At 66.4% G+C, this 21,504-nt stretch carries 17 protein-coding genes; 10 read left to right on the top strand and 7 right to left on the bottom strand.

Annotated elements, in window-relative coordinates; genetic code table 11:
• The first annotated feature begins 62 nt into the window (after positions 1–62).
• The 3 genes from QOL57_RS02135 to QOL57_RS02125 all read left to right on the top strand — a co-directional run bounded on the left by QOL57_RS02135 (position 63) and on the right by QOL57_RS02125 (position 3,853).
• Positions 63–1,262, top strand: a complete 1,200-nt coding sequence (locus tag QOL57_RS02135) for an MFS transporter (protein ID WP_089240460.1) — start codon at positions 63–65, stop codon at positions 1,260–1,262.
• 561 nt (positions 1,263–1,823) lie between these two features.
• Positions 1,824–2,732, top strand: coding sequence for a pyridoxal kinase (pdxY, locus tag QOL57_RS02130; RefSeq protein ID WP_089240462.1), 909 nt, complete (start codon positions 1,824–1,826; stop codon positions 2,730–2,732).
• A complete protein-coding gene (locus QOL57_RS02125) occupies positions 2,729–3,853 on the top strand; it encodes a prephenate dehydrogenase (RefSeq protein ID WP_089240464.1) in 1,125 nt (374 codons plus the stop codon). The genes pdxY and QOL57_RS02125 overlap by 4 nt, the downstream gene beginning before the upstream one ends.
• A 166-nt stretch (positions 3,854–4,019) precedes the next feature.
• Here QOL57_RS02125 and QOL57_RS02120 read toward each other — a convergent pair whose 3' ends face one another.
• The 5 genes from QOL57_RS02120 to QOL57_RS02100 all read right to left on the bottom strand — a co-directional run bounded on the left by QOL57_RS02120 (position 4,020) and on the right by QOL57_RS02100 (position 8,189).
• On the bottom strand, positions 4,020–4,214 hold the full coding sequence (locus QOL57_RS02120) for a hypothetical protein (RefSeq protein ID WP_089240466.1): 195 nt from the start codon (positions 4,212–4,214) through the stop codon (positions 4,020–4,022).
• Positions 4,215–4,282: 68 nt separating this feature from the next.
• Positions 4,283–6,061 (bottom strand): ABC transporter transmembrane domain-containing protein, encoded by a 1,779-nt coding sequence (locus QOL57_RS02115; protein ID WP_089240468.1) that lies wholly within the window; start codon positions 6,059–6,061, stop codon positions 4,283–4,285.
• Complete coding sequence (locus QOL57_RS02110) at positions 6,054–6,650, bottom strand: YigZ family protein (protein ID WP_089240470.1); 597 nt, start codon at positions 6,648–6,650, stop codon at positions 6,054–6,056. The genes QOL57_RS02115 and QOL57_RS02110 overlap by 8 nt, the downstream gene beginning before the upstream one ends.
• Positions 6,651–6,684: 34 nt before the next feature.
• Entirely contained in the window at positions 6,685–7,674 is a 990-nt protein-coding gene (locus QOL57_RS02105) for a hypothetical protein (RefSeq protein ID WP_089240472.1), read from the bottom strand.
• Positions 7,671–8,189, bottom strand: coding sequence for an RNA polymerase sigma factor (locus QOL57_RS02100; RefSeq protein ID WP_218946912.1), 519 nt, complete (start codon positions 8,187–8,189; stop codon positions 7,671–7,673). Before QOL57_RS02100 ends, QOL57_RS02105 begins: the two co-directional genes overlap by 4 nt.
• Before the next feature lie 247 nt (positions 8,190–8,436).
• On the opposite strand from QOL57_RS02100, the gene QOL57_RS02095 reads away from it, so the two are divergent.
• Positions 8,437–11,283 carry an EAL domain-containing protein gene (locus QOL57_RS02095; RefSeq protein ID WP_089240476.1) on the top strand — a complete coding sequence of 949 codons (2,847 nt, stop codon included), beginning with the start codon at positions 8,437–8,439 and terminating at the stop codon, positions 11,281–11,283.
• 19 nt (positions 11,284–11,302) lie between these two features.
• Here QOL57_RS02095 and QOL57_RS02090 read toward each other — a convergent pair whose 3' ends face one another.
• On the bottom strand, positions 11,303–11,896 hold the full coding sequence (locus QOL57_RS02090; protein ID WP_089240478.1) for a TIGR00730 family Rossman fold protein: 594 nt from the start codon (positions 11,894–11,896) through the stop codon (positions 11,303–11,305).
• 201 nt (positions 11,897–12,097) lie between these two features.
• The gene (locus QOL57_RS02085) at positions 12,098–13,594 is read right to left on the bottom strand and encodes an aminotransferase class III-fold pyridoxal phosphate-dependent enzyme (protein WP_089240480.1); all 1,497 of its coding nucleotides are present in this window, start codon (positions 13,592–13,594) and stop codon (positions 12,098–12,100) included.
• Between the two features lie 246 nt (positions 13,595–13,840).
• Between QOL57_RS02085 and queA the strand changes: the two genes are divergently transcribed.
• The 6 genes from queA (at position 13,841) to fabV (ending at position 21,475) form a co-directional block, all read left to right on the top strand.
• Positions 13,841–14,872 carry a tRNA preQ1(34) S-adenosylmethionine ribosyltransferase-isomerase QueA gene (gene queA, locus QOL57_RS02080; protein WP_089241264.1) on the top strand — a complete coding sequence of 344 codons (1,032 nt, stop codon included), beginning with the start codon at positions 13,841–13,843 and terminating at the stop codon, positions 14,870–14,872.
• Positions 14,873–15,012: 140 nt separating this feature from the next.
• Complete coding sequence (tgt, locus tag QOL57_RS02075) at positions 15,013–16,143, top strand: tRNA guanosine(34) transglycosylase Tgt (protein ID WP_089240482.1); 1,131 nt, start codon at positions 15,013–15,015, stop codon at positions 16,141–16,143.
• A gap of 136 nt (positions 16,144–16,279) precedes the next feature.
• A complete protein-coding gene (yajC, locus tag QOL57_RS02070; protein WP_089240484.1) occupies positions 16,280–16,624 on the top strand; it encodes a preprotein translocase subunit YajC in 345 nt (114 codons plus the stop codon).
• Positions 16,625–16,685: 61 nt separating this feature from the next.
• Entirely contained in the window at positions 16,686–18,542 is a 1,857-nt protein-coding gene (gene secD, locus QOL57_RS02065) for a protein translocase subunit SecD (protein WP_089240486.1), read from the top strand.
• A gap of 15 nt (positions 18,543–18,557) precedes the next feature.
• Entirely contained in the window at positions 18,558–19,538 is a 981-nt protein-coding gene (gene secF, locus QOL57_RS02060; protein WP_089240488.1) for a protein translocase subunit SecF, read from the top strand.
• Between the two features lie 677 nt (positions 19,539–20,215).
• Positions 20,216–21,475, top strand: coding sequence for an enoyl-ACP reductase FabV (fabV, locus tag QOL57_RS02055; RefSeq protein WP_089241266.1), 1,260 nt, complete (start codon positions 20,216–20,218; stop codon positions 21,473–21,475).
• The last annotated feature ends 29 nt before the right edge of the window (positions 21,476–21,504 follow it).

Here is a 21,504-nt window from a genome sequence, read left to right as displayed (position 1 = left end):
GGCAGAAGGGAGTGGAAGGCCACCGTAGCATGCACGGCTCGCCCCCATCCTGACCGTGCGCAATGTCGACTCTGGCTTCTCCCGCCGTATCCGCCCGCCCCGTATCGCCAGGAGTGCTGGCGGCGATCTCCAGCTCGCACATGGTCAACGACATGATGCAGTCGCTGATCCTGGCCATCTATCCGGTGATCAAGGGCGGCTTCAACCTCAGCTTTACCCAGATCGGCCTGATCACGCTGACCTACCAGCTCACTGCCTCGATCTTCCAGCCGCTGGTCGGGCTCGCCACCGACCGCCGGCCGGCGCCGTACTCCCTGCCAATCGGCATGGCCTCGACCTTGTGCGGCATGCTGCTGCTCGGCTTTGCGCCCAATTACGCGATGGTGCTGCTGGCCGCCGCGCTGGTCGGCATCGGTTCGGCCATCTTCCATCCGGAAGCCTCGCGCATCGCACGCCTGGCCTCCGGCGGCCGGCATGGCCTGGCGCAGTCGGTGTTCCAGGTGGGGGGCAACTTCGGTACGGCGCTGGGGCCGCTGATCGCCGCCGCGGTGATCGTGCCCTACGGCCAGCATTCCGCATCGTGGTTCGCCGGTGCAGCGTTGATCGGCATTGCCCTGCTGACCTACGTCGGCCGCTGGTACTCGCTGCATCTGGGCGCTCCCCGCCCGGCAACACATGGCGTGATCGCCGCGCGCCATCCACCGCGCACGATCGCCCGGGTGCTGGCCATCCTGCTGGTGCTGATCTTCAGCAAGTACTTCTACATGGCCAGCATCGGCAGCTATTTCACCTTCTACCTGATGCATCATTTCGGTATTCCGGTGGCGCAGGCGCAGCTGCATCTGTTCGCCTTCCTGGTGGCGTCCGCAGCGGGCGGCTTCTTTGGTGGGCCGCTGGGTGATCGTATTGGTCGCAAGCCGATCATCTGGGCCTCGATCCTGGGCGTGGCACCGTTCGCGCTGATGCTGCCGCATGCCGATCTGCTGTGGACCACGATACTGGCGGTGCTGATCGGCTTCGTGCTGTCTTCCGCGTTCTCGGCCATCGTGGTCTACGCGCAGGAAATGATGCCGCACCGGATCGGCATGGTGTCCGGTCTGTTCTTCGGCTTCGCCTTCGGCATGGGCGGTCTCGGCGCAGCCGTGCTGGGTCTGCTGGCCGACAAGACCAGCATCGAATTCGTCTACCAGCTCACCGCGTTCCTGCCGCTGCTGGGCATCGTGGCTGCTTGGCTGCCGACTTCCAGGCCTGCTGCGCACTGAGGGTGTTCTTCTGCAGGGCTGCGCCCTGCACCCGCAGAGGCTTCAAGCCAAGGCAACGGCAACGGCAACGGCAGAAGCGTGCATTCCGTGGGATGGCGGGGTGGGTCCGGTTGCGGGGGACGCTGCAAGTACGTCCATGTAAGCTCGGTCGCGCCATCCATGGCGCTCACGCCCCCGCAACCGGACCCACCCCGCCTTCGACAGATCTCCGCTGCTGTTGGTGGGTGTCGACCTTGGTCGACACGTAGATCCACGCCATGCGTGGATGCTCTTCGATTCAGATTTGAGATATTCGACTTCGACAGAGATTCATCCACGCATGGCGTGGATCTACTGCTCGCGGGGAACTGTCGAAGGTGGGGCACTGTGGGTTTGCGGGGTGTGAGCCGCATGGATGCGGCGACCAAGCCCCCATGGACGGGTTTACGGCGGCCCCGCAAACCCACAGTGCCCCGCCATCTCTCGGAATGTCGCTGTTGCTGTTGCCGTGGCCTTGGCTGTTGCCTCTGCAGGTGCAGGGCGCAGCCCTGCCGAAAAGCCCCTTGGGCGTAGAATGCGGGCATGAGCGAATCCCTCGACAACCACTTGGTCCACGGTCGCCGCCAGCGGCCCGACGGCCCTTCGCCGATCGATGTCATTTCGGTCCAATCGCAACTGGTCTACGGCCATGCCGGTAACAGTGCCGCGCTGCCGCCGATGCGCGCGCTCGGCGTGCGCGTGGCCTCGATCCCGACCACGCTGCTGAGCAATGCGCCGTTCTACGAGACCACCCGTGGCCGTGTGCTGCCCAGCGACTGGTTCGCCGACCTGCTGCTCGGCACGCGCGAACGTGGTCTTCCGCAGCGGGCGAAGATGCTGGTGTCCGGCTACTTCGGCAGCGCCTCCAATGGTGCCGCGTTTGCCGATTGGCTGGACGAGATCCTGCCGGCATGCCCGCAGCTGCGCTACTGCCTGGACCCGGTGATCGGCGATACCCACACCGGTCCCTACGTGGAGCCAGGCCTGGAAGCGATCTTCGCTGAACGCCTGCTACCGCATGCCTGGCTGGTCACCCCCAATGCCTTCGAACTCGGTCGCCTGACCGGCATGCCCGCGCTGGTCGAAGCCGATGCCATCACCGCCTCGCGCGCGTTGCTGGCACGGGGGCCGCAGTGGGTGCTGGCCCACAGCGTCGGCGGCAATCCGGGCGAGCTGGTGACGCTGGCTGTGGGGCGCGAGGAAACCTGGCGCTGGACCTCGCCGCTGCTGCCGGTCGACGTGGCCGGTACCGGCGATGTGCTGATGTCGCTGATGGTGTCCTTCCTGCTGCGCGGTGAGCCGATGCAGATGGCCATCTCGCGTGCCATCGCCGGCACCCACGCGGCGCTGGAGGCGACCCTGGCCCATGGCTTCGAAGAGTTCGACGTGATCGCGGCCGCGCCGGCGGCCTTGGCCGACGGGATGCGCTTCCGCGCTGAACGGCTGGCATGAGCGAGCTGCACGAACGCACGCCGCGCACGGTCGGCATCGTCGGCAGTGCCGGCGCCTATGGGCGCTGGCTGACCCGGTTCTTCGAACAGCACATGCAGGTACAGGTGATCGGCCACGATCCGGCCGATCCGAGCTCGCATGCGCCGGAGCAGCTGCTCGAACAGGCCGATGTGCTGGTGTTCTCCGCACCCATCCGGCACACGTCCGCGTTGATCGCCGAGTACGCGCGCCTGTCGGCTGGCCGCGAACAGGAACGCTTGTGGCTGGATGTAACCTCGGTGAAGGAAGCGCCGGTGCAGGCGATGCTGGCCTCGCGCGCCGAGGTGGTGGGTCTGCATCCGATGACGGCGCCGCCCAAGGCGCCGACGCTGAAAGGCCGGGTGATGGTGGTCTGCGAGGCGCGACTGCAGCACTGGCGGCCCTGGGTGGACGCGCTGTGCCTGGCACTGCAGGCAGAGTGCGTGCGGGCCACGCCGCAGCACCATGACCAGATGATGGCGCTGGTGCAGGCGATGGTGCATGCGACCCATCTGGCCCAGGCGGGTGTGCTGCGCGAGTACCAGCCGCAGTTGGGCACGCTGGCGGCGATGCTGCCGTATCGATCGGCTTCGTTCGAACTGGATACGGCGATCATCTCGCGCATCCTGTCGTTGAATCCGGCGATCTACGAAGACATCCAGTTCGGCAATCCCTATGTGGCGCCGATGCTGCAACGCCTGATCGGCCAGCTGCAGACGCTGCAGGCGCAGGTCGGGCAGGGCGACGATGCCGCGCGCGGCGCATTCCGCGAACACCTGCTTGGGGCCAACAGAAGTGCCTTCGGCGATCAGGCGCTGGCTGCGGGAAACTACACCTTCGAGCGCGTCGGCTATCTGCTGGCCGACCTGACCGAGCGCAACGCACTGTCGGTGCATCTGCCTGAAGACCGCGCGGGTTCGCTGCGCGAACTGCTCAACGTGTTCGAGCAGCATGGCATCAGCCTGGCCTCGATCCATTCCTCGCGCACGCCCGCCGGCGAGGTGCATTTCCGCATCGGTTTCGTGGCAGGCAGCGAGCCGGAGGCTATCGCCGCCGCCGCCGCCGAGGTGGATGCCAGCGGGATCGGTCGGGTGCTCGCATAGAACATTCATCCACAGGGCGTGTGGATGGCTTCTGCGCAAACATGTGGATAACCGGCTGCAGGCCTTGGCGGGCAAGGCTGTCAAGATGGTTGGTCAAAAAATGACCAACCTTTTTTTGACGGAACCAACGGCTGAGCCAAGCGTGGCCCGGCGCTACAGCGGACCGTTAGATCGACAGCCTGACCTCACCACCGCTGGTGGTGAATTCGCGGCCGTTGCGCACCAGCTGGCGGCCGTCGTCGAGTTCATAACGCGGCGTTATCTCGGAGCCATGCCCGCTGCCGCTGGCCTCGGGCTTGAACTCGATGATGATGTGGCTTTCGCCATTGCTGTCGACAGCAGGGAACTGACGGAACGACATACGTGACCTCCTTCAGTGGTTCATCGCTACCCCGTCAGAGTGATCCGGCCGGTGTTAGCCGGCCGTCATCAATCGATGAACTGCAGGCGTGCAAGCTCGGCATACAGGCCGCCTTCAGCCAGCAGCTCAGCATGCGTGCCTTCGGCCACGATGCGGCCATGATCCATCACCACGATGCGGTCGGCCTTCAGCACGGTCGCCAGCCGGTGGGCGATGACCACCGTGGTACGCCCGGCCATCAATCGTTCCAGTGCCTGCTGCACGCCGTATTCGCTCTGCGCGTCCAGCGCGCTGGTGGCTTCGTCGAGCAGCAGGATCGGTGCGTCCTTCAGCAAGGCACGGGCGATTGCCACGCGTTGCTGCTGGCCACCGGACAGGCGGGCACCGCGCTCGCCCAGTTCGCTGTCGTAGCCCTCCGGCAGCGCACGCAGGAAGGCGTCGGCCTCGGCGGCGCGGGCTGCATCTTCCACCTCGGCGTCGCTGGCCTCCAGCCGGCCATAGCGGATGTTGTCGCGTGCACTGGCGGCGAACAATGTCGGCTGCTGTGGCACCAGCGCGAGCTGCGCGCGAAGCTCCGCCGGATCGACCTCGCGTACATCGATGCCGTCCACGCAGATGCGGCCGGCTGCCGGATCGTGAAAGCGCAGCAGCATCGACAGCACCGTGCTCTTGCCGGCGCCTGACGGGCCGACCAGAGCGACGGTTTCACCCGGTCGCACGTGCAGGTTGAAATGGTCCAGTGCGGCCTGATCCGGTCGCTGCGGGTAGTTGAACACTACGTCGTCGAAGTGGATTTCGCCACGCAGCGGCTGTGGCAGCGCGTGCGGCTTGGCCGGCGCACGGATCTCGATGTCTTCCTGCAGCAACTCGCCGATGCGGCCCATGCCGCCGGACGCGCGCTGCAGTTCATTCCACACTTCGGCCAAAGCGCCGACCGAACCGCCGCCGATCAGTGCGTACAGCACGAACTGGCCCAGCGTACCGGCGCTGAGGCGCCCGTCGATGACGTCGTGCGCGCCCAACCACAACACACCGACAATCGCGCCGAACACCAGCAGGATGGCGCTGGCGGTGACCAGCGACTGCGCACCGATGCGCCGACGCGCGGCACGGATCGCATCGCCCAGCGCATGGTCGAAACGGCCGCGTTCATAGGGCTCGCGCGCATGCGCCTGCACGGTGCGCACCGCACCCAGCGTTTCGCTGGCCAGGCTGTTGGCATCGGCGATGCGGTCCTGGCTGCTGCGCGCGATGGTACGCAGCTTGCGCGCGCCGATGATGATCGGCAGCACCGCCAGCGGGATGCCGAGCAGCGACCAGGCGGCCAGCCGCGGGCTGGTGACGAACAGCATCGCCAGGCTGCCGACCACGGTGACGCTGCTGCGCAGCGCCACGGACATGGTCGAGCCGACCACGCTGCGCAGCAGTTCGCTGTCGGCGGTCAGGCGCGAAACCAGTTCGCCGCTGCGGCTGCGATCGTGGAAGCCGGCGCCGAGCTGGATCAGGTGTGCGTAGAGGCGGCTGCGCAGATCCGCCACGACCTTTTCGCCGAGCAACGAAACAAAGTAGAAACGCGCGGCCGTTGCCAACGCCAGCACCACCGCGACCAGCATCAGCAGTGCAAAGGCACGGTTGATCTGGCCACCGCTGCTGAAGCCGTGGTCGATCATCTGCTTCACGGCCGGCGGCAGGCTCAGGGTCGCCGCCGAAGAAACGGCCAGGGCCAGCAGCCAGGCGCTGAACAATCCGCTGTGGCGGCGCACGAACGGCCACAGCGTGCGCAGGCTGCCGAGGCGGCGCAGCGGCGGGGAAGCCGGATCGGTGGCCGGTGCGTCCTTGTCAGTCATCGAGGAGGTCATCTTGGATACGGATACGATCACGGGTGGCGTCGCGCAGGCGGGTTTTCAATGCGTCGACCTGGTCTGCGGGCAATTCCACCCGCAATCTCACGCCATTTGCATCGAACTGTTCATCGCGCTTTTCGGCGGCGTGGGCGGGCAGGGCGGCGTGCAGCGCGCCGAGGTCCTCGAATCCAGCCAACAGCTGCAGCCGCGCCATCGCGACCAGCGGCAGGCGTGGCGCGGTGCGCAGGCATTCGGCAGCGGCGCCGCCGTACGCGCGGACCAGGCCGCCGGCGCCCAGCTTGATGCCCCCGAACCAGCGGGTGACCACCACCATCACCCGGTCGAATCCCTGGCCATCAATGGCCGCCAGGATCGGCCGGCCAGCGGTGCCGGCCGGCTCGCCATCGTCGCTGGAGCGATAGTCCTGGCCGTGCCGGTAGGCCCAGCAGTTGTGGGTCGCATCGGCCACGGCCACCTCCTGCAGAAATGCCAGCGCAGCAGACGCACCCTCGATCGGCGCGGCATGCGCGATGAAGCGGCTGTGCTTGACGTCCAGGGTGTGGCTGACCGGTCGGGCGAGGGTATCGGGCATTCCCTTCATTCTACGGGCTTGCCGTCGACGTGCTTCAGTCGTCCAGCAATGGCCGCACATCCTTTGGCAGGCGCGCCTCTGGATAGGTCTGCAGGTAACGCTCCAGGCTCGCCCGGGCCAGGTCGCGCTGGCCGGCGTCGCGACGCTCGCGGATCTTCTGCAGCCATTGCCGGCGGGGCAGCCCGGCGTCGGCCTGCACTTCGGCCTGTACGGCCTCCGCGCTGAGGCCTGCGTCGCTGGCGCGGCGCATGACACCAGGCGCGGTTCTGCCGGCCGCGTCCTGCTTGCTCGAGGTGAGCGCGATGCGGTCTTCGGCCGTGGCCTGTGCGGAGGTCATCGATTCCGCCGTCGTTGCAGTGGCCTTGCGCGCCTTCATCGCAGCGGCAGGAACCGCAGGCGCGGCTGCAGGTGCAGGCGCCGAATAGGCTTCGGGTGCGGGTGGCGCTGCCGCAGGCATCGCAGGCGAGGCAAAGGCGGTGTCGGCGGCAGGCGCAGGTGGTGGAGCCGGCGCCATCATCGGGGCAGGCAATTGCCGAGGTGCGGCGGGCGCGGGTTTCGGCACGTCTGCGATGGTCGCTGCCCGAGCCGGTGCTGCCTCAGCGGCCGCAGGTGCAGCACCTGCTGTCGGTGCAGGTGCCGGTTCGGTGGCCGCGACATCGGCGGCCGCGCTGTCGTAGGCCATGCCTTCGGCGTTCGCATCGGCCGCCATTTCCTGTGCAGCCGGCGCGGTGGCAGCCGCCTCCGCCGGGGCCGACGGCGGCTCTGGACGCATCTGCCAGGCAATGCCCACGGCGAACACCGTCGATGCGGCCACGCCGAATACGGCCGGCCAACGGCGGCGCGGTCGCAGCGTGCGCGGTGCGACCGGGGGCGGAGGCGCCTCGCGTGCTGGCGTGTCCACGGCCGCACGCGCAGCGGCCAGGATCGCCGCGTCCAGCGCCGGCGGAGGGCCCTGTTCGGCGCGTCGCCCAAGCAGGCGTGCCAGCTCGCGTTCTTCCGGGGTCAGGGGATCGTCTCGGTTCATGCGTTCAGTCCCGCACGCAGCTTGTCCATCGCATAGCGCAGCCGCGATTTCACGGTTTCCCGGCCAACGCCGGTGATCTGGCCGATCTCCTCCAGGCTCAGTTCCTGTTCCAGCCGCAGCTGCAGCACTTCACGCTGTTCTGCGGGCAGCTCTTCCATCGCCAGTTGGATGCGGCGACGTTGTTCGAATTCGGACAGTTCCGCTTCCGGGGTCTGCCCATCCTCCAGCGCGGCCAGGCGCAGATCGGCATCGGCCGGTGCAGCAGGGCGATGGCGGGCGGCGCGCCAGTGGTCGTTCAGGCGGTTGTGGGCGATGCGGAACAGCCAGGTGCTGAAGGCCGCGTCGGCCTGCCAGCCGGCCCGTGCGCTGATCACCCGTTGCCAGACGTCCTGGAACATCTCCTCGGCCAGCGCGGTGTCGCGCAGCTGCCGCAGCAGGAAGCCGAACAGGCGCTTGCGATGACGTGCATACAGGCTTTCGAACGCGTGCACGTCACCGGCGGCCCAGGCCAGCATCAAGGCTTCATCGGTTGGCAGGGCACTGGCATCCACGCGGTACAGGGTAAGCCCTGCAGGCGGTGGCGCATAGCCGGCGATGGCGTGGGACAGGGCGACGGTCACGGCGGGAATCAGGAGAGGATCGACAGGAAAAACGCCCGACGGCACGTTTCGGGGTTACCGGGCTTCCATTGCCCCCCGGGTGGCGCGTTATGCTCGGTAATTCAGGGGAGGCGGCGCTCAGGCGGCGCCAAGAGAACGTCATTTGTCCACCGAAGCCGACCGCGCGCTGGAAGCGTCACACAACGAGCCTGTGCTGAGCGCGGCGCTGGTGCGCGCGCTGCATGCGCTGCTGCCGGAATCGGCGGTCGTGCGCGTCGGTTGGGACGATCCGCAGCTCGGCAGCGGGCAGGGCGGTTGGCCGATCGGTGGCGGCGGCGAGGACGTCTGGCAGCCCTTGGCCGACCATGCCGAAGGCCGTCATGGCTGGGAGTACGACGGCGCCCGCCTGCTGCTGTCGGTGCGCGGGGCGACACCCTCCCCGGCCTGGTGGGGGCTGGCCCGGCAGGCGATGGAGCTGGCCTTGCAGCGCGACCGCCAAGCGGGTCAGATCAAGGCGCTGGAACAGGCCGAACGATTGCAGCAGGCCTTGTTCCAGATTGCCGACCTGGCCGGTGCCGACCTGGAAATGGGCGAGATGCTGCGCCACGTGCATGGCGTGCTGGGCACACTGATGTATGCGCAGAACTGCTACATCGTCGAGTATGACGATGCCCGCCGGCAGATCCGCTTCCTGTACTTCGCCGACCAGGTCGATGACTTCGTTGCCGATCCTGCACAGAGCTACGACATCGACCAGATGCCGCGCAGCCTGACCGTGGCGTTGCTGCGGCATGGCCGGCCGCTGAGCGGACCTTCGCGCGAACTGCTGGCGCGGGTAGACCAGGAGCACGACCCGCAACGCGGCCCGGAAAGCCTGGACTGGCTGGGCGTGCCGATGCTGCGCGATGGCCGCGTGTGCGGTGCGATCGTGGTGCAGAGTTACGAGCATGCCGACCGCTACGGCGAAGCCGAACGGGCGCTGCTGGGTTTTGTTGCCCAGCACGTGCAGACCGCCATGGACCGCCGCCAGGCGCAGGTGCGGCTGGAGCAGCAGGTGGAACGGCGCACGCAGGAGCTGCAGCGCGCCAATCTCAGCCTGCAGGATGAAGTGGCCGAGCGCCGTCGTGCAGAGCAGCTGCAGACCGCGCTGTACAACATTGCCGAGATGGCGATGTCGGCCGACAGCCTGGCGCAGTTCTACGGGCAGGTGCACGGCGTGGTCGGGCGCTTGCTGGATGCGCGCAACTTCTATATCGCGCTGGTCAATGCCGAGAGCGACGGGCTGGATTTCGTCTATTCGGTAGACGAGCACAACGCCAGTCGTGCACCGCGCGCGTTCAGCCGAGGGTTGACCGAATATGTGGTCCGTCATCGGCGACCGCTGCTGGCCTCGCGTGCACAGATCGATGCGCTGCTGGAAACCGGCGAGGTACGTGAATCCGGTGCACGTTCGCAGTGCTGGCTCGGTGTGCCGCTGCTGCGCGACGACGAAGTGGTCGGCGCGATCGTGGTGCAGAGCTACACCGAGCAGATCGCCTTCAGTGTGCATGACCAGCGCCTGCTGATTTTCGTCGCACAGAACATCGGCACCGGTCTTGCGCGCCAGCGCGACCAGCAGCGCCTGCGCTCGGCGCATGCCGAGCTGGAAAAACGGGTGGAAGAGCGCACCCGCGAACTGGGCGAGGTCAATGAGAAGCTGCTGGGCCAGATCGGCGAACGCCTGCGCGCCGAGCAGCGCCTCACCCATCAGGCCATGCACGACGCGTTGACCGGGCTGCCCAACCGCCTGCACCTGCTGGACAGGCTGCAGGATGCGCTCGCACTGGCCCGGCGCGAAGGCGGGCCGGTGTTCGCGGTGCTGTTCCTGGACCTTGACCGCTTCAAGCTGGTCAACGACAGCATCGGCCACGCCGCCGGCGATCGCATGCTGGTGGAAGTGGCCAAGCGCATCGTATCGATGGCGGGTGACAACGACGTGGTTGCGCGCTTGGGCGGCGATGAGTTCGCCGTGCTGCTGCAATGCCCGGACGGACTGGCGCAGGCCCTGGATTTCGGCCAGCGGTTGTTGTTGGCACTGCAGGAGTCGATGTGGATCGCCGGTCGCGAGCTGTTTCCGTCCGGCAGCCTGGGCATCGCCCTGTGGAACCCGCGCTACCGCACCGGCGAGGAGCTGCTGCGCGATGCCGATGCGGCGATGTACCGGGCCAAGGCCCAGGGCCACGACCGCTGCTCGATCTTCGACGAGGAGATGCGCGAGCAGGCGCTGCGCAGCCTGGATCTTGAGGCTGACCTGCGGCGCGCGATCAACAACCGTGATTTCGTGCCGTTTTACCAGCCGATCGTGCGCCTGTCCGATGGCGAAGTGGTTGGCCACGAAGCCCTGCTGCGCTGGAAGCACGAGCGCCGCGGCCTATTGCTGCCGGGCGCGTTCCTGGAACTGGGCGAGGAAAGTGGTCTGATCGAACAGGTCGACTGGCTGATCTATGAGCAGGTCATTGCCGGCCTTGCCGACGGCGGGCGTGGTTATGTCTCGGTCAACGTGTCGCCACGGCATTTCCGCTCCGCCGAGTTCAGCGGTCGCCTGTATGGTTTGCTGGAGGCCTGCAACGCCGATCCACGGCGGCTGCGCCTGGAGATTACCGAGGTCGCGCTGCTCGACGATGGTCCGCATACGCTGCACATCCTCAAGGGTCTGCGCGAACGCGGCATCCAGGTGCAGCTGGATGATTTCGGTACCGGCTTCTCGGCGCTGTCCTACCTGCACCGCTTCCCGATCAGCACGTTGAAGATCGACCAGAGCTTCATTGCCGGCCTGCACGGGCCGGAGGCGCAGAGTACGCGCGCGCTGGTCGAGGGAGTGCTGTCACTGGCCCGCACGCTGGGCATCGAGACCATCGGCGAAGGCATCGAGACCGAGGCGCAGCGTGACACGCTGTTCGAGCTCGGCTGCGACTACGGCCAGGGCTACCTGCTGGGCCGGCCGGCACCGTGGACGCGCGCGGCGGCCTGAGCCACCGCGCACGCAGTCTTCAACGCAGCGCCGCGCGTCGCTTCTCGTCGATCCACTTCGAGGCCTGGGCCGGCTGGTAGTTCTTCATCCAGGTCAGCATTTCCTCGATATCCGAGCCATACCACAGGTCCTGGCGCTGCTCCGGGTGCAGGAAGCGCTCTTCCACCATGCGATCGATCATGCCGATCAGCGGTGCGTAGAAGCCGTCCACATCAAGGAACGCGCAGGGCTTGTTGCCGATGCCGAGCTGGCGCCAGGTCAGCATCTCGAAGATCTCTTCCATGGTGCCGAAGCCGCCGGGCAGGGCGACGAAGCCATCGGACAGATCGAACATGCGCGACTTGCGCTCATGCATCGAACCGACGATCTCCAGTTCGGTCAGGCCGCGATGGGCCACTTCCCAGTCGGCCAGCTGGCGCGGAATCACGCCGGTGACCTCACCGCCGGCGGCGAGCACGGCATTGGCCACGGTGCCCATCAGGCCGACATTGCCGCCGCCGTACACCAGACGCATGCCGTCGCGGGCGATGCGATCGCCCAGCGCAATGGCGCGTTCGGTGTAGACCGGCTTGCTGCCAGCGTTGGAACCGCAGTACACACAGATCGACTTCATGGATCTTCCTGTCTTGGCCGGAAACGAAAACGCCCCGCGGTCGACCAGTGAAGCCGGTCGCAGGGCGGGGTGTCCGGGCAATTATGAGGCCTTGCCGTTGTTCTCTGTAGCGCCGGGCCATGCCCGGCGGCATTTCGTTCAGATCTCCGCCAGCCCGTCAGCATTCAGCCGGGCAGCGCCCGGCTCTACGAGGGTCTGCGGTTACGCAGCGGCCGCCTGCTCGCGGCGGGGCCCTTCACGCAGCGCGCGGCCCACCATGCCCACCAGCAGGTCCAGCTCGCTGCTGTCCATGCCGAAGTGCGGGGTGAAGCGCAGCGAGTTCTCGCCGCCGTGGATCACGTTGATGCCGTGCTGGCGCAGCCATTCCTCGGTGGAATTGGCGCCATAGCACTTGAACTGCGGCGCCAGCTCGCAGGAGAACAGCAGACCGGTGCCCTGCACCTTGGTGATCAGGCCGCCCAGTTCGTTCTTCAGCTGCTCCAGCTTGCGCACGGCCTCAGCGCCGCGCTCGGCGATCGCCGCGCGGACCTGCGGGGTCAGCTGGGCCAGGGTGGCGCAGGCCACGTCCAGCGCACGCGGGTTGCTGGTCATCGTGTTGCCGTAGATGCCCTTGCGGTACAGCTGTGCGGCGTGCTCGGTCACTGCCAGCACCGACAGCGGGTACTGTGCAGCGTTCAGCGCCTTGGAATAGGTTTCCATGTCCGGTGCATCCAGGCCTTCGAAGCCCGGATAGTCGACCACCGACAGTACGCCGTGGGCGCGCAGGCCGGCCTGGATCGAGTCCAGCAGCAGCAGGCTGCCGTGGGCGCGGGTCAGTTCGCGGGCCAGCGCATAGAACGCCGGCGGCACGGAGCGGCCCGGGTCACCTTCGCCCATCACCGGCTCCAGGAACACCGCTTCGATGAACCAGTTGTTGTGCGCGGCATCCTCGAACACCTTGCGCAGGCCGACCTCGTCGTACGGTGCGACGGTGATCACCGACTCCTCGCCACGGTAGCTGGCCAGGTGCTGCATGTAGGTCTTGCGGCTGGAATCGGAATACAGCGCCGGGCGGTCGGTTCGGCCGTGGAAGCTGCCCTTGATGACCACGCGCTTGATCGCCGCACCGGCATGGCGGGCGCCCGGGTCGGTCTGCAGCTTGGCGTTGACGTCGGCGATGCGCGCAGCCAGGCCAACCGCTTCCGAACCGGAATTCAGGCACATGAAGCGGGTGAACGGACAGCCGCCACGACGGTGGCCGATCTCGGCCCGCAGCGCGGTGATGAAGCGCTGCTGGGACAGGCTGGGGGTCATGATGTTGGCCATCACCTGCGGCCGTGACATCGCTTCCATGACCGCATCGGGGGTGTGGCCGAAGCCGAGCATGCCGTAGCCACCGGCGTCGTACAGCACCGCGCCCTTCAGGGTGACCACCCACGGGCCGCGTGCGGCCAACGCCACGTACGGGGTCACCGCATCATCGGCGTAGAAATTGACGAAGCCGTCCTGCATGGCATCGATCTGCGCCTGCTCATCCTGTGCCAGCAGCGGCCCCAGCTCGGCCTGCACGCGCGCGAATTCGGCGGCGGCGGCATCGACCGCGGCAACCAGTTGCGGGTGGTTGGCGGCGAGGCCGGTCAGGGTTGCGTCATCCAGGCCGTTGGTGAGGCGGGTGCCGGGCTGGGCGCGGAGGGGGGCGAGGCGTTCGATGAAGCTCATTGCAGATCTCCTGAAACGTTGGGTCGCACGGGCCTTCAAAAGCAAAACGCGCGTCTTCACGCGCGCTTGGGGCGGGCTCGTGCAGCGGACTTCCTCGTCGATGCTAGCACTTGTTTTTTTGCGCGATAACCCCGCAAAAGACTGCTGCATAGCAGCATTTTGCGCGACGTTCGAGGTCCGCAGCGCAGGCTCGCAGACGCTGGACGTACAATGCGCGCCATTGTCGACCTGTTGCCGTCCACTGCCTTGAAGAAGTCCGATTTCCATTACGACCTGCCGGCCGAACTGATCGCCCAGGCACCCTTGGCCGAACGCTCGGCGAGCCGTCTGTTGCTGGTACCGGCGGCTCCTGCTGACTTCACCGACCTGCAGGTGCGTGACCTGCCGTCGCTGCTGCAACCGGGCGATCTGCTGGTGTTCAACGACACCCGGGTGATCCCCGCGCGCCTGTTCGGGCAGAAGGCCAGCGGTGGCCGCGTGGAGATCCTGATCGAGCGCCTGCTCGGCGGCCAGCAGGCCCGTGCGCAGGTGGGTGCCAGCAAGTCGCCGAAGCCCGGCAGCCGCATTGCCCTGGATGCCGGTGGCGAAGCCGAGGTGCTGGGTCGCGACGGCGAGTTCTACGTGCTGCAGTTCCATGTGCCGGAGTCGCTGGAACAGTGGCTGCTGCACGCTGGCCGGCTGCCGTTGCCACCTTACATCCAGCGCGAGCCGGGCGTGGACGATCGCGAGCGCTACCAGACCGTGTTTGCCCGCGAAGTGGGCGCAGTGGCGGCGCCGACCGCCGGCCTGCATTTCGATGAAGCGCTGCTGGCGGTCCTGAAGGACAAGGGCGTGGATTTCGGCCACGTCACCCTGCACGTGGGCGCAGGCACGTTCCAGCCGGTGCGCGCCGACGACCTGAAGGACCACGTGATGCACCGCGAGTGGCTGAACGTGGGTGCAGAGCTGGTGCAGCAGGTGCGGCGCACGCGTGCGGCCGGTGGCCGGGTGATCGGCGTGGGCACGACCGTGGTGCGCGCGCTGGAAAGCGCGATGCGCGATGGCGAACTGCTGCCGTTCGCTGGCGAAACGCAGATCTTCATCACCCCGGGCTACCGGATCCGCAGCGTCGACGCGATGGTGACCAACTTCCACCTGCCGGAAAGCACGCTGCTGATGATGATCTCGGCCTTTGCCGGCAAGGAACGGGTGTTCGAGGCTTACCAGCACGCGATCGAGCAGCGTTATCGCTTCTTCAGCTACGGCGACGCGATGTTGCTGTTCCCGCAGGCGGGGTAGGGCGCCGGCATTCGCTTGTGGTGGGTGCGTACCGTTGGTGCGCACTTGCTGGCCATCCGCCGGGCATGGCCCGGCGCTACCGGAGCAGAAAAGGCGGTTTTGGGAGACAATGGGCGACTATTTGCCCGAATGACCGCTCCATGTCCCGATTGCAGTTCCAGCTCCAGACCCGTGATGGCCGCGCCCGCCGTGGCCGCCTGACCTTCCCGCGTGGCACGGTGGAAACGCCGGCCTTCATGCCGGTGGGAACCTATGGCTCGGTCAAGGGCATCCTGCCGGACCAGGTGCGGGCACTGGGCGCCGAGATCATCCTCGGCAACACCTTCCACCTGTACCTGCGCCCGGGCCTGGACATCATCGCCGACCATGGCGGCCTGCATGGCTTCTGCCGCTGGGATGGCCCGATCCTGACCGACTCCGGCGGCTTCCAGGTGTTCTCGCTGGCCCATCGCCGCAAGATCACCGAGCAGGGCGTGACCTTCGCCTCGCCGACCGACGGTGCCCGGGTGTTCCTGGGGCCGGAAGAGAGCATGAAGATCCAGAAGGTGCTCGATTCGGACGTGGTGATGATCTTCGACGAGTGCACGCCGTACCCGGCCACCGAGGACGTCGCCCGCCGCTCGATGGAGCTGAGCCTGCGCTGGGCGCAGCGCAGCCGCAACGCGCATGACGAGCTCGGCAATGATGCTGCCCTGTTCGGCATCGTCCAGGGCGGGGTGCATACCGAGCTGCGCAGCCGTTCGGCCGAGGCCCTGCAGGGGATCGGCTTCGACGGCTATGCCATCGGCGGCCTGGCCGTGGGTGAGCCGGAAGACGAGCGCAATGCCATGCTCGACCATCTGGACCCCGAGCTGCCCGCCGACCGTCCGCGCTACCTGATGGGCGTGGGCCGCCCTGAGGACCTGGTCGAGGGTGTCGCACGTGGCGTGGACATGTTCGATTGCGTGATGCCGACCCGGAATGCGCGCAACGGCCACTATTTCACCTCGTTCGGCACCGTCCGCATCCGCAATTCACAGTACGCGCGGGACATGGACCCGATCGAGCCGGGCTGTGGCTGCGTGGCCTGCGCCGGCGGCTATACCCGCTCGTACCTGCGCCATCTGGACCGCTGCAACGAGATGCTGGCGCCGATGCTGGGCACCCAGCACAACCTCTTCTATTACGAAAAACTGATGGCCGACATCCGCGCGGCCATCGAGGCGGGAACCTTCCTGGCCTTCCGCGAGTCCTTCTACGCAGCACGCGGGGCGGTAGCGCCGCCCCTGTAAACCCGCAGCACCCCCTGCCAAACGGCCCAAGGACGAATGCCCGGGGCCGTGGCATACTTCAAGGCTGACCCAGATCCGCGGTCGACACCTCGTGCCCGTGAAACGGCCGAAGCGCCGCCCAACCAAAGGACCAACGATGAACCTGCTTGCCTTCCTGATTCCCGCCGCCCACGCCCAGGCCGCTGGCGGCCAACCGCAGGGCATGGGCCTGACCACGCTGCTGTTCCCGATCATCCTGATCGCCATCATGTACTTCCTGATGATCCGCCCGCAGATGAAGCGGCAGAAGGAGCACAAGTCCATGCTGGAGAAGATCAAGCGCGGCGACGAAGTGCTGACCAACGGCGGCATCGCCGGCAAGGTCACCGATATCGGCGACAACTTCGTCACCGTCGAAGTGGCCGAGAACGTGCGCATCCGCGTGCAGAAGGGCGCTGTCGGCAGCGTGCTGCCGACCGGCACCCTGGATTCGGCCAAGTAAGCCACTCCCTTTCTGAAGCACAACCGCGGCGCCGGGGATGGCGCCGCGCGGGACCCAAGCAATGCTCGAATTTCCACGCTGGAAGTACGTCGTCATCGTGATCGTACTGGCGCTCAGCGCGCTGTACGCACTGCCCAACATCTACCAGAAGGACCCGGCCATCCAGATCACCGCCAACCGTGGCGGCCAGGTCGACGATGCGCTGCGTGACCGTGTGCTGGCCGACCTGAAGAAGGCCGGTGTCACCACGCTCGGCGCAGAGAAGGAAGGGGACAGCCTGATCGTCCGCCTGTCGGACCTGAAGTCGCAGTCCGCCGCCAGTGATGCGCTGCGTGACAGCGTGGGTGAGAACTACACGGTGGCCCTGAACCTGGCCTCGACCGTGCCGGACTGGCTGGCCAAGCTCGGCGGTCGCCCGATGGTGCTGGGCCTGGACCTGCAGGGCGGCGTGCACTTCGTGCTGCAGGTCGACCAGAAGGCTGCGCTGGACAAGCGTCTGGACGCCTACACCGAAGACGTGCGCAGCACCCTGCGTGATGCGCGCATCGCCTACCAGTCGGTCGAGCGTCGTGCCGACAACACCATCGTCGCCAACCTGAGCCCGTCGGCCGGCGAAGATGCCGGTACCCGTGCCCGCGCCGCGCTGGCCAAGGCGCAGCCGACCCTCGGCTACGACGTCAGCGGCAACCGCATCACGGTCTCCATTCCGGAAGCCGAGATCGCGCAGATCGCCAACGGCGCCATCGAGCAGAACATCAACACCCTGCGCAACCGCGTGAACCAGCTCGGCGTGTCCGAGCCGATCATCCAGCGCCAGGGCGCCGACCGCGTGGTGGTTCAGCTGCCGGGCGTGCAGGACACCGCCGAAGCCAAGCGCATGATCGGTGCTACCGCCACCCTGGAATACCGGGCTGTGGTGGATGGCAACGCGCAGGATGCCATCGCGTCGGGCCGTATCCCGCCGGAAGCCAAGGTCTACCAGCGCCGTGACAACGGCGGCCCGGTGTTGCTGAACAAGCGCGTGATCGTCACCGGTGACCAGATGGTGGCCGCGCAGGCGGTGACCGACTCCACCAGTGGCACCCCGGCAGTCAGCGTGACGCTGAACAATGTCGGTGGCCAGCGCATGTTCGACTTCACCAGCGCCAACGTGAACAAGCCGATGGCGGTGGTGTACACCGAACGCGTGCCGACCGTGACCGTCGTCGACGGCCAGGAAGTGCGTGGCTTCAAGGTCAACGAGGAAGTCATCTCGGTGGCCAACATCAACGGCGTGTTCGGCAAGAACTTCCAGACCACCGGTCTGCAGAAGAAGGAAGCCGAAGACCTGGCCAAGCTGCTGAAGTCGGGCTCGCTGGCAGCACCGATGGACTTTGTCGAAGAGCGCGTGGTCGGCCCGAGCCTGGGTGCTGAGAACGTCAAGAACGGCATCACCGCGGTGGTTTACGCGTTCATGTTCACCCTGGTGTTCTTCACCATCTACTACCGCATGTTCGGCCTGATCACCTCGGTCGCGATGCTGTTCAACCTGCTGATCGTGGTGGCGGTGATGTCGCTGTTCGGCGCGACCATGACCCTGCCGGGCTTTGCCGGCCTGGCGTTGTCGGTCGGCCTGTCGGTCGACGCCAACGTGCTGATCAACGAACGTATCCGTGAAGAGCTGCGTGCCGGCGTGCCGGGCAAGACCGCGATCGTGACCGGTTACGAGCGGGCATCGGGCACCATCCTCGACGCCAACCTGACCGGCCTGATCGTCGGTGTGGCGCTGTTCGCATTCGGTACCGGTCCGCTGAAGGGCTTCGCGCTGACCATGATCATCGGTATTTTCGCTTCCATGTTCACCGCGATCACCGTATCGCGTGCACTGGCGACGCTGATCTACGGCCGTCGCAAGAAGCTCCAGAACGTGGCCATCTGACGGGACGACACGCACATGAAACTGTTTCCGCTGCACATCCTCCCGAACGATACCAAGATCGACTTCATGCGCTGGCGCCATGTCGCGATGGTCGTCACGATCATCGTGTTCCTGGCATCGATCGGCATCATCGGCTTCAAGGGCTTCAACTACGCTCTGGACTTCACCGGCGGCACCCTGATCGAAGCCCGCTTCGAACACGCGGTGGACGTCGAGGATGTCCGCAGCAAGCTTGAGCAGAACGGCTTCGACGGCGCCCAGGTACAGAGCGTCGGTGGCAACACCGACCTGCTGATCCGCCTGGCCCCGCACGGTGAACATGCTCCGGGTACCGGTGGCGCCTCTGCCGAGGACAAGGCCACTGCTGCGGCCGTGGTCAAGGCGGTTTCTTCGGCGGACAACCAGGCCACCGTGCTGCGCAACGAGTTCGTTGGTCCGCAGATCGGCAAGGACCTGGCGATGAATGGCCTGTACGCCACCATCTTCATGCTGGCCGGCTTCCTGATCTACATCGCGGTGCGCTTCGAATGGAAGTTCGCGGTTACCGCCAGCATCGTGGCCATGTTCGACCTGATCGTGACGGTGGCCTACGTGTCGCTGCTCGGCCGTGAGTTCGACCTGACCGTGCTGGCCGGCCTGCTGTCGGTGATGGGTTTTGCGATCAACGACATCATCGTGGTGTTCGACCGTGTCCGCGAGAACTTCCGCAGCCTGCGCGTGGAGCCGATGGAAGTGCTGAACCGTTCGATCAACCAGACACTGTCGCGTACGGTGATCACTGCGGTGATGTTCTTCCTGTCTGCGCTGGCCCTGTACATGTACGGCGGCAGCTCGATGGAAGGCCTGGCCGAGACGCACATGATCGGTGCGGTGATCGTGGTGCTGTCCTCGATCCTGGTGGCGGTGCCGATGCTGACTGTCGGTGCCCTGCGCGTGACCAAGCAGGACCTGCTGCCCAAAGCCAAGGACGTCGAGGCTCTGGCGCGTCGTCCCTAAGCCTCTACTGCACGCAGTACACAGAGAACCCCGCGCAAGCGGGGTTTTTTGTTGGCAGGGCTGCGCCCTGCACCTGCAGAGGCAACAGCAACAGCAACATCAACAGCGGGCATTCCGTGGGTGGGCGGGGCGGTGTCGGATTGCGGGGACGCCGCAAGTACGTCCCTGTAAGCTTGTCAGCCGCATCCATGCGGCTGACACCCCGCAATCCGACACCGCCCCACCTCTGACAGATCCCCACGGCTGTGGGTAGGTGTCGACCTTGGTCGACACATCTGTCAGACATCGAAACAATTCTGGGGTCAGATCCGTTTTCCTTCGGAAAACGGATCTGACCCCGAGAGCAGTCCCGACAGATCGCAGAAAACTGTCGAAGGCGGGGTGGGTCCGGTTGCGGGGGTGTCCGCGGCATGGATGCCGCGGCCAAGCCTACAGGGACGTATTTACGGCGTCCCCCGCAACCGGACCCACCCCGCCACCCCACGGATAGCCGGCTTTTGACGTTGCCGTTGATTGCAGCAGGTGCAGGGTGCAACCCTGCAAAACACCACCACCCTACGGCAGCGTCGGTTGTGCAATCGGCCCCTGCGCACTACGATCCTGCGGTTCGCGCGCACACGCGTGCCCGTATTCCTGCTGAGCGCCCTGTGCGCCGCATCTGCCAACCCGAGGTCTTCATGGTCATCAAACCGCGCGTCCGCGGCTTCATCTGCGTCACCACCCATCCGACCGGCTGCGACGCCGCCGTCAAGCAGCAGATCGACTACATCCGTGCGCGCCCGCCGATCCAGAACGGCCCCAAGCGCGTACTGGTGATCGGCGCCTCGACTGGCTATGGCCTGGCCGCGCGCATCACCGCCGCCTTCGGCAGTGGCGCTGCAACCCTGGGTATCTTCTTCGAGCGCCCGGGCAGTGAAACCAAGCCGGGCACGGCGGGCTGGTACAACTCCGCGGCGTTCCACAAGTACGCCGACGAAGCGGGTCTGTATGCCAAGAGCATCAACGGCGATGCGTTCTCCGACGAGGTGAAGGCGAAGACCATCGAGATGATCAAGGCCGACCTCGGTCAGGTCGATCAGGTGGTCTACAGCCTGGCTGCGCCGCGCCGCAAGCATCCCAAGACCGGCGAGATCATCAGCTCCACGCTGAAGCCGATCGGCGAGCCGATCACCCTGCGTGGTCTGGATACCGACAAGGAAGTGCTGACCGAAACCCACCTGCAGCCGGCGACTCCGGAAGAAATCGCCGGTACCGTCGCGGTCATGGGCGGTGAGGACTGGCAGATGTGGATCGACGCGCTGGCCGATGCCGGCGTGCTGGCCAATGGTTGCACCACCACGGCCTTCACCTACGTGGGCGAAGAGATCACCCAGGCGATCTACTGGAACGGCTCCATCGGTGCCGCCAAGAAGGATCTGGACGACAAGGTGCTGGGTCTGCGCGAGAAGCTGGCCAAGATCGGCGGCGATGCGCGCGTGTCGGTGCTGAAGGCAGTGGTGACCCAGGCCAGCTCGGCCATTCCGACCATGCCGCTGTACCTGTCGCTGCTGTTCAAGGTGATGAAGGCGAAGGGCACCCACGAAGGCTGCATCGAGCAGCTCGACGTGCTGTACGACATCCTGTACGGCGCCAAGGCCGATGGCGTTGCGGTCGATCGCCTGCGCCACGATCTGGTTGATGGCGATGGCCACACCGTCGCGCTGATCGATGAAGAAGGTCGCCTGCGCGCCGATTACAAGGAAATGGCGGCTGACGTGCAGGGTGAGGTGCTGGCGCTGTGGCCGCAGGTGACCAATGAGAACCTGTACGAGATCAGCGATCTCGCCGGCTACAAGGCCGATTTCCTGCGTCTGTTCGGTTTCGGTGTCGAAGGCGTCGACTACGAAGCCGACGTCAACCCGGACGTGAAGATCGACAATCTGGTCGATCTGACCTGATCGAAGAAGGCCGGCGAAAGCCGGCCTTC

The sequence above is a fragment of the Stenotrophomonas sp. yr243 genome, from assembly GCF_900184195.1.
Classification (GTDB): domain Bacteria; phylum Pseudomonadota; class Gammaproteobacteria; order Xanthomonadales; family Xanthomonadaceae; genus Stenotrophomonas; species Stenotrophomonas lactitubi.
Note: the sequence above shows the minus strand (reverse complement) of the source record. Positions and strands in the feature narration are given on the sequence as shown.

Bases quoted from the DNA above. Each gene is read 5' to 3' on its own strand.
- fabV (WP_089241266.1), top strand. From the start codon at position 20,216: ATGGTCATCAAACCGCGCGTCCGCGGCTTCATCTGCGTCACCACCCAT.
- QOL57_RS02100 (WP_218946912.1), bottom strand. From the start codon at position 8,189: ATGCTGGCCTGGGCCGCCGGTGACGTGCACGCGTTCGAAAGCCTGTAT.
- QOL57_RS02105 (WP_089240472.1), bottom strand. From the start codon at position 7,674: ATGAACCGAGACGATCCCCTGACCCCGGAAGAACGCGAGCTGGCACGC.
- yajC (WP_089240484.1), top strand. From the start codon at position 16,280: ATGAACCTGCTTGCCTTCCTGATTCCCGCCGCCCACGCCCAGGCCGCT.
- QOL57_RS02110 (WP_089240470.1), bottom strand. From the start codon at position 6,650: ATGCCCGATACCCTCGCCCGACCGGTCAGCCACACCCTGGACGTCAAG.
- QOL57_RS02120 (WP_089240466.1), bottom strand. From the start codon at position 4,214: ATGTCGTTCCGTCAGTTCCCTGCTGTCGACAGCAATGGCGAAAGCCAC.
- QOL57_RS02090 (WP_089240478.1), bottom strand. From the start codon at position 11,896: ATGAAGTCGATCTGTGTGTACTGCGGTTCCAACGCTGGCAGCAAGCCG.
- secD (WP_089240486.1), top strand. From the start codon at position 16,686: ATGCTCGAATTTCCACGCTGGAAGTACGTCGTCATCGTGATCGTACTG.
- QOL57_RS02115 (WP_089240468.1), bottom strand. From the start codon at position 6,061: ATGACTGACAAGGACGCACCGGCCACCGATCCGGCTTCCCCGCCGCTG.
- QOL57_RS02085 (WP_089240480.1), bottom strand. From the start codon at position 13,594: ATGAGCTTCATCGAACGCCTCGCCCCCCTCCGCGCCCAGCCCGGCACC.
- pdxY (WP_089240462.1), top strand. From the start codon at position 1,824: ATGAGCGAATCCCTCGACAACCACTTGGTCCACGGTCGCCGCCAGCGG.
- tgt (WP_089240482.1), top strand. From the start codon at position 15,013: ATGTCCCGATTGCAGTTCCAGCTCCAGACCCGTGATGGCCGCGCCCGC.
- secF (WP_089240488.1), top strand. From the start codon at position 18,558: ATGAAACTGTTTCCGCTGCACATCCTCCCGAACGATACCAAGATCGAC.
- QOL57_RS02125 (WP_089240464.1), top strand. From the start codon at position 2,729: ATGAGCGAGCTGCACGAACGCACGCCGCGCACGGTCGGCATCGTCGGC.
- QOL57_RS02135 (WP_089240460.1), top strand. From the start codon at position 63: ATGTCGACTCTGGCTTCTCCCGCCGTATCCGCCCGCCCCGTATCGCCA.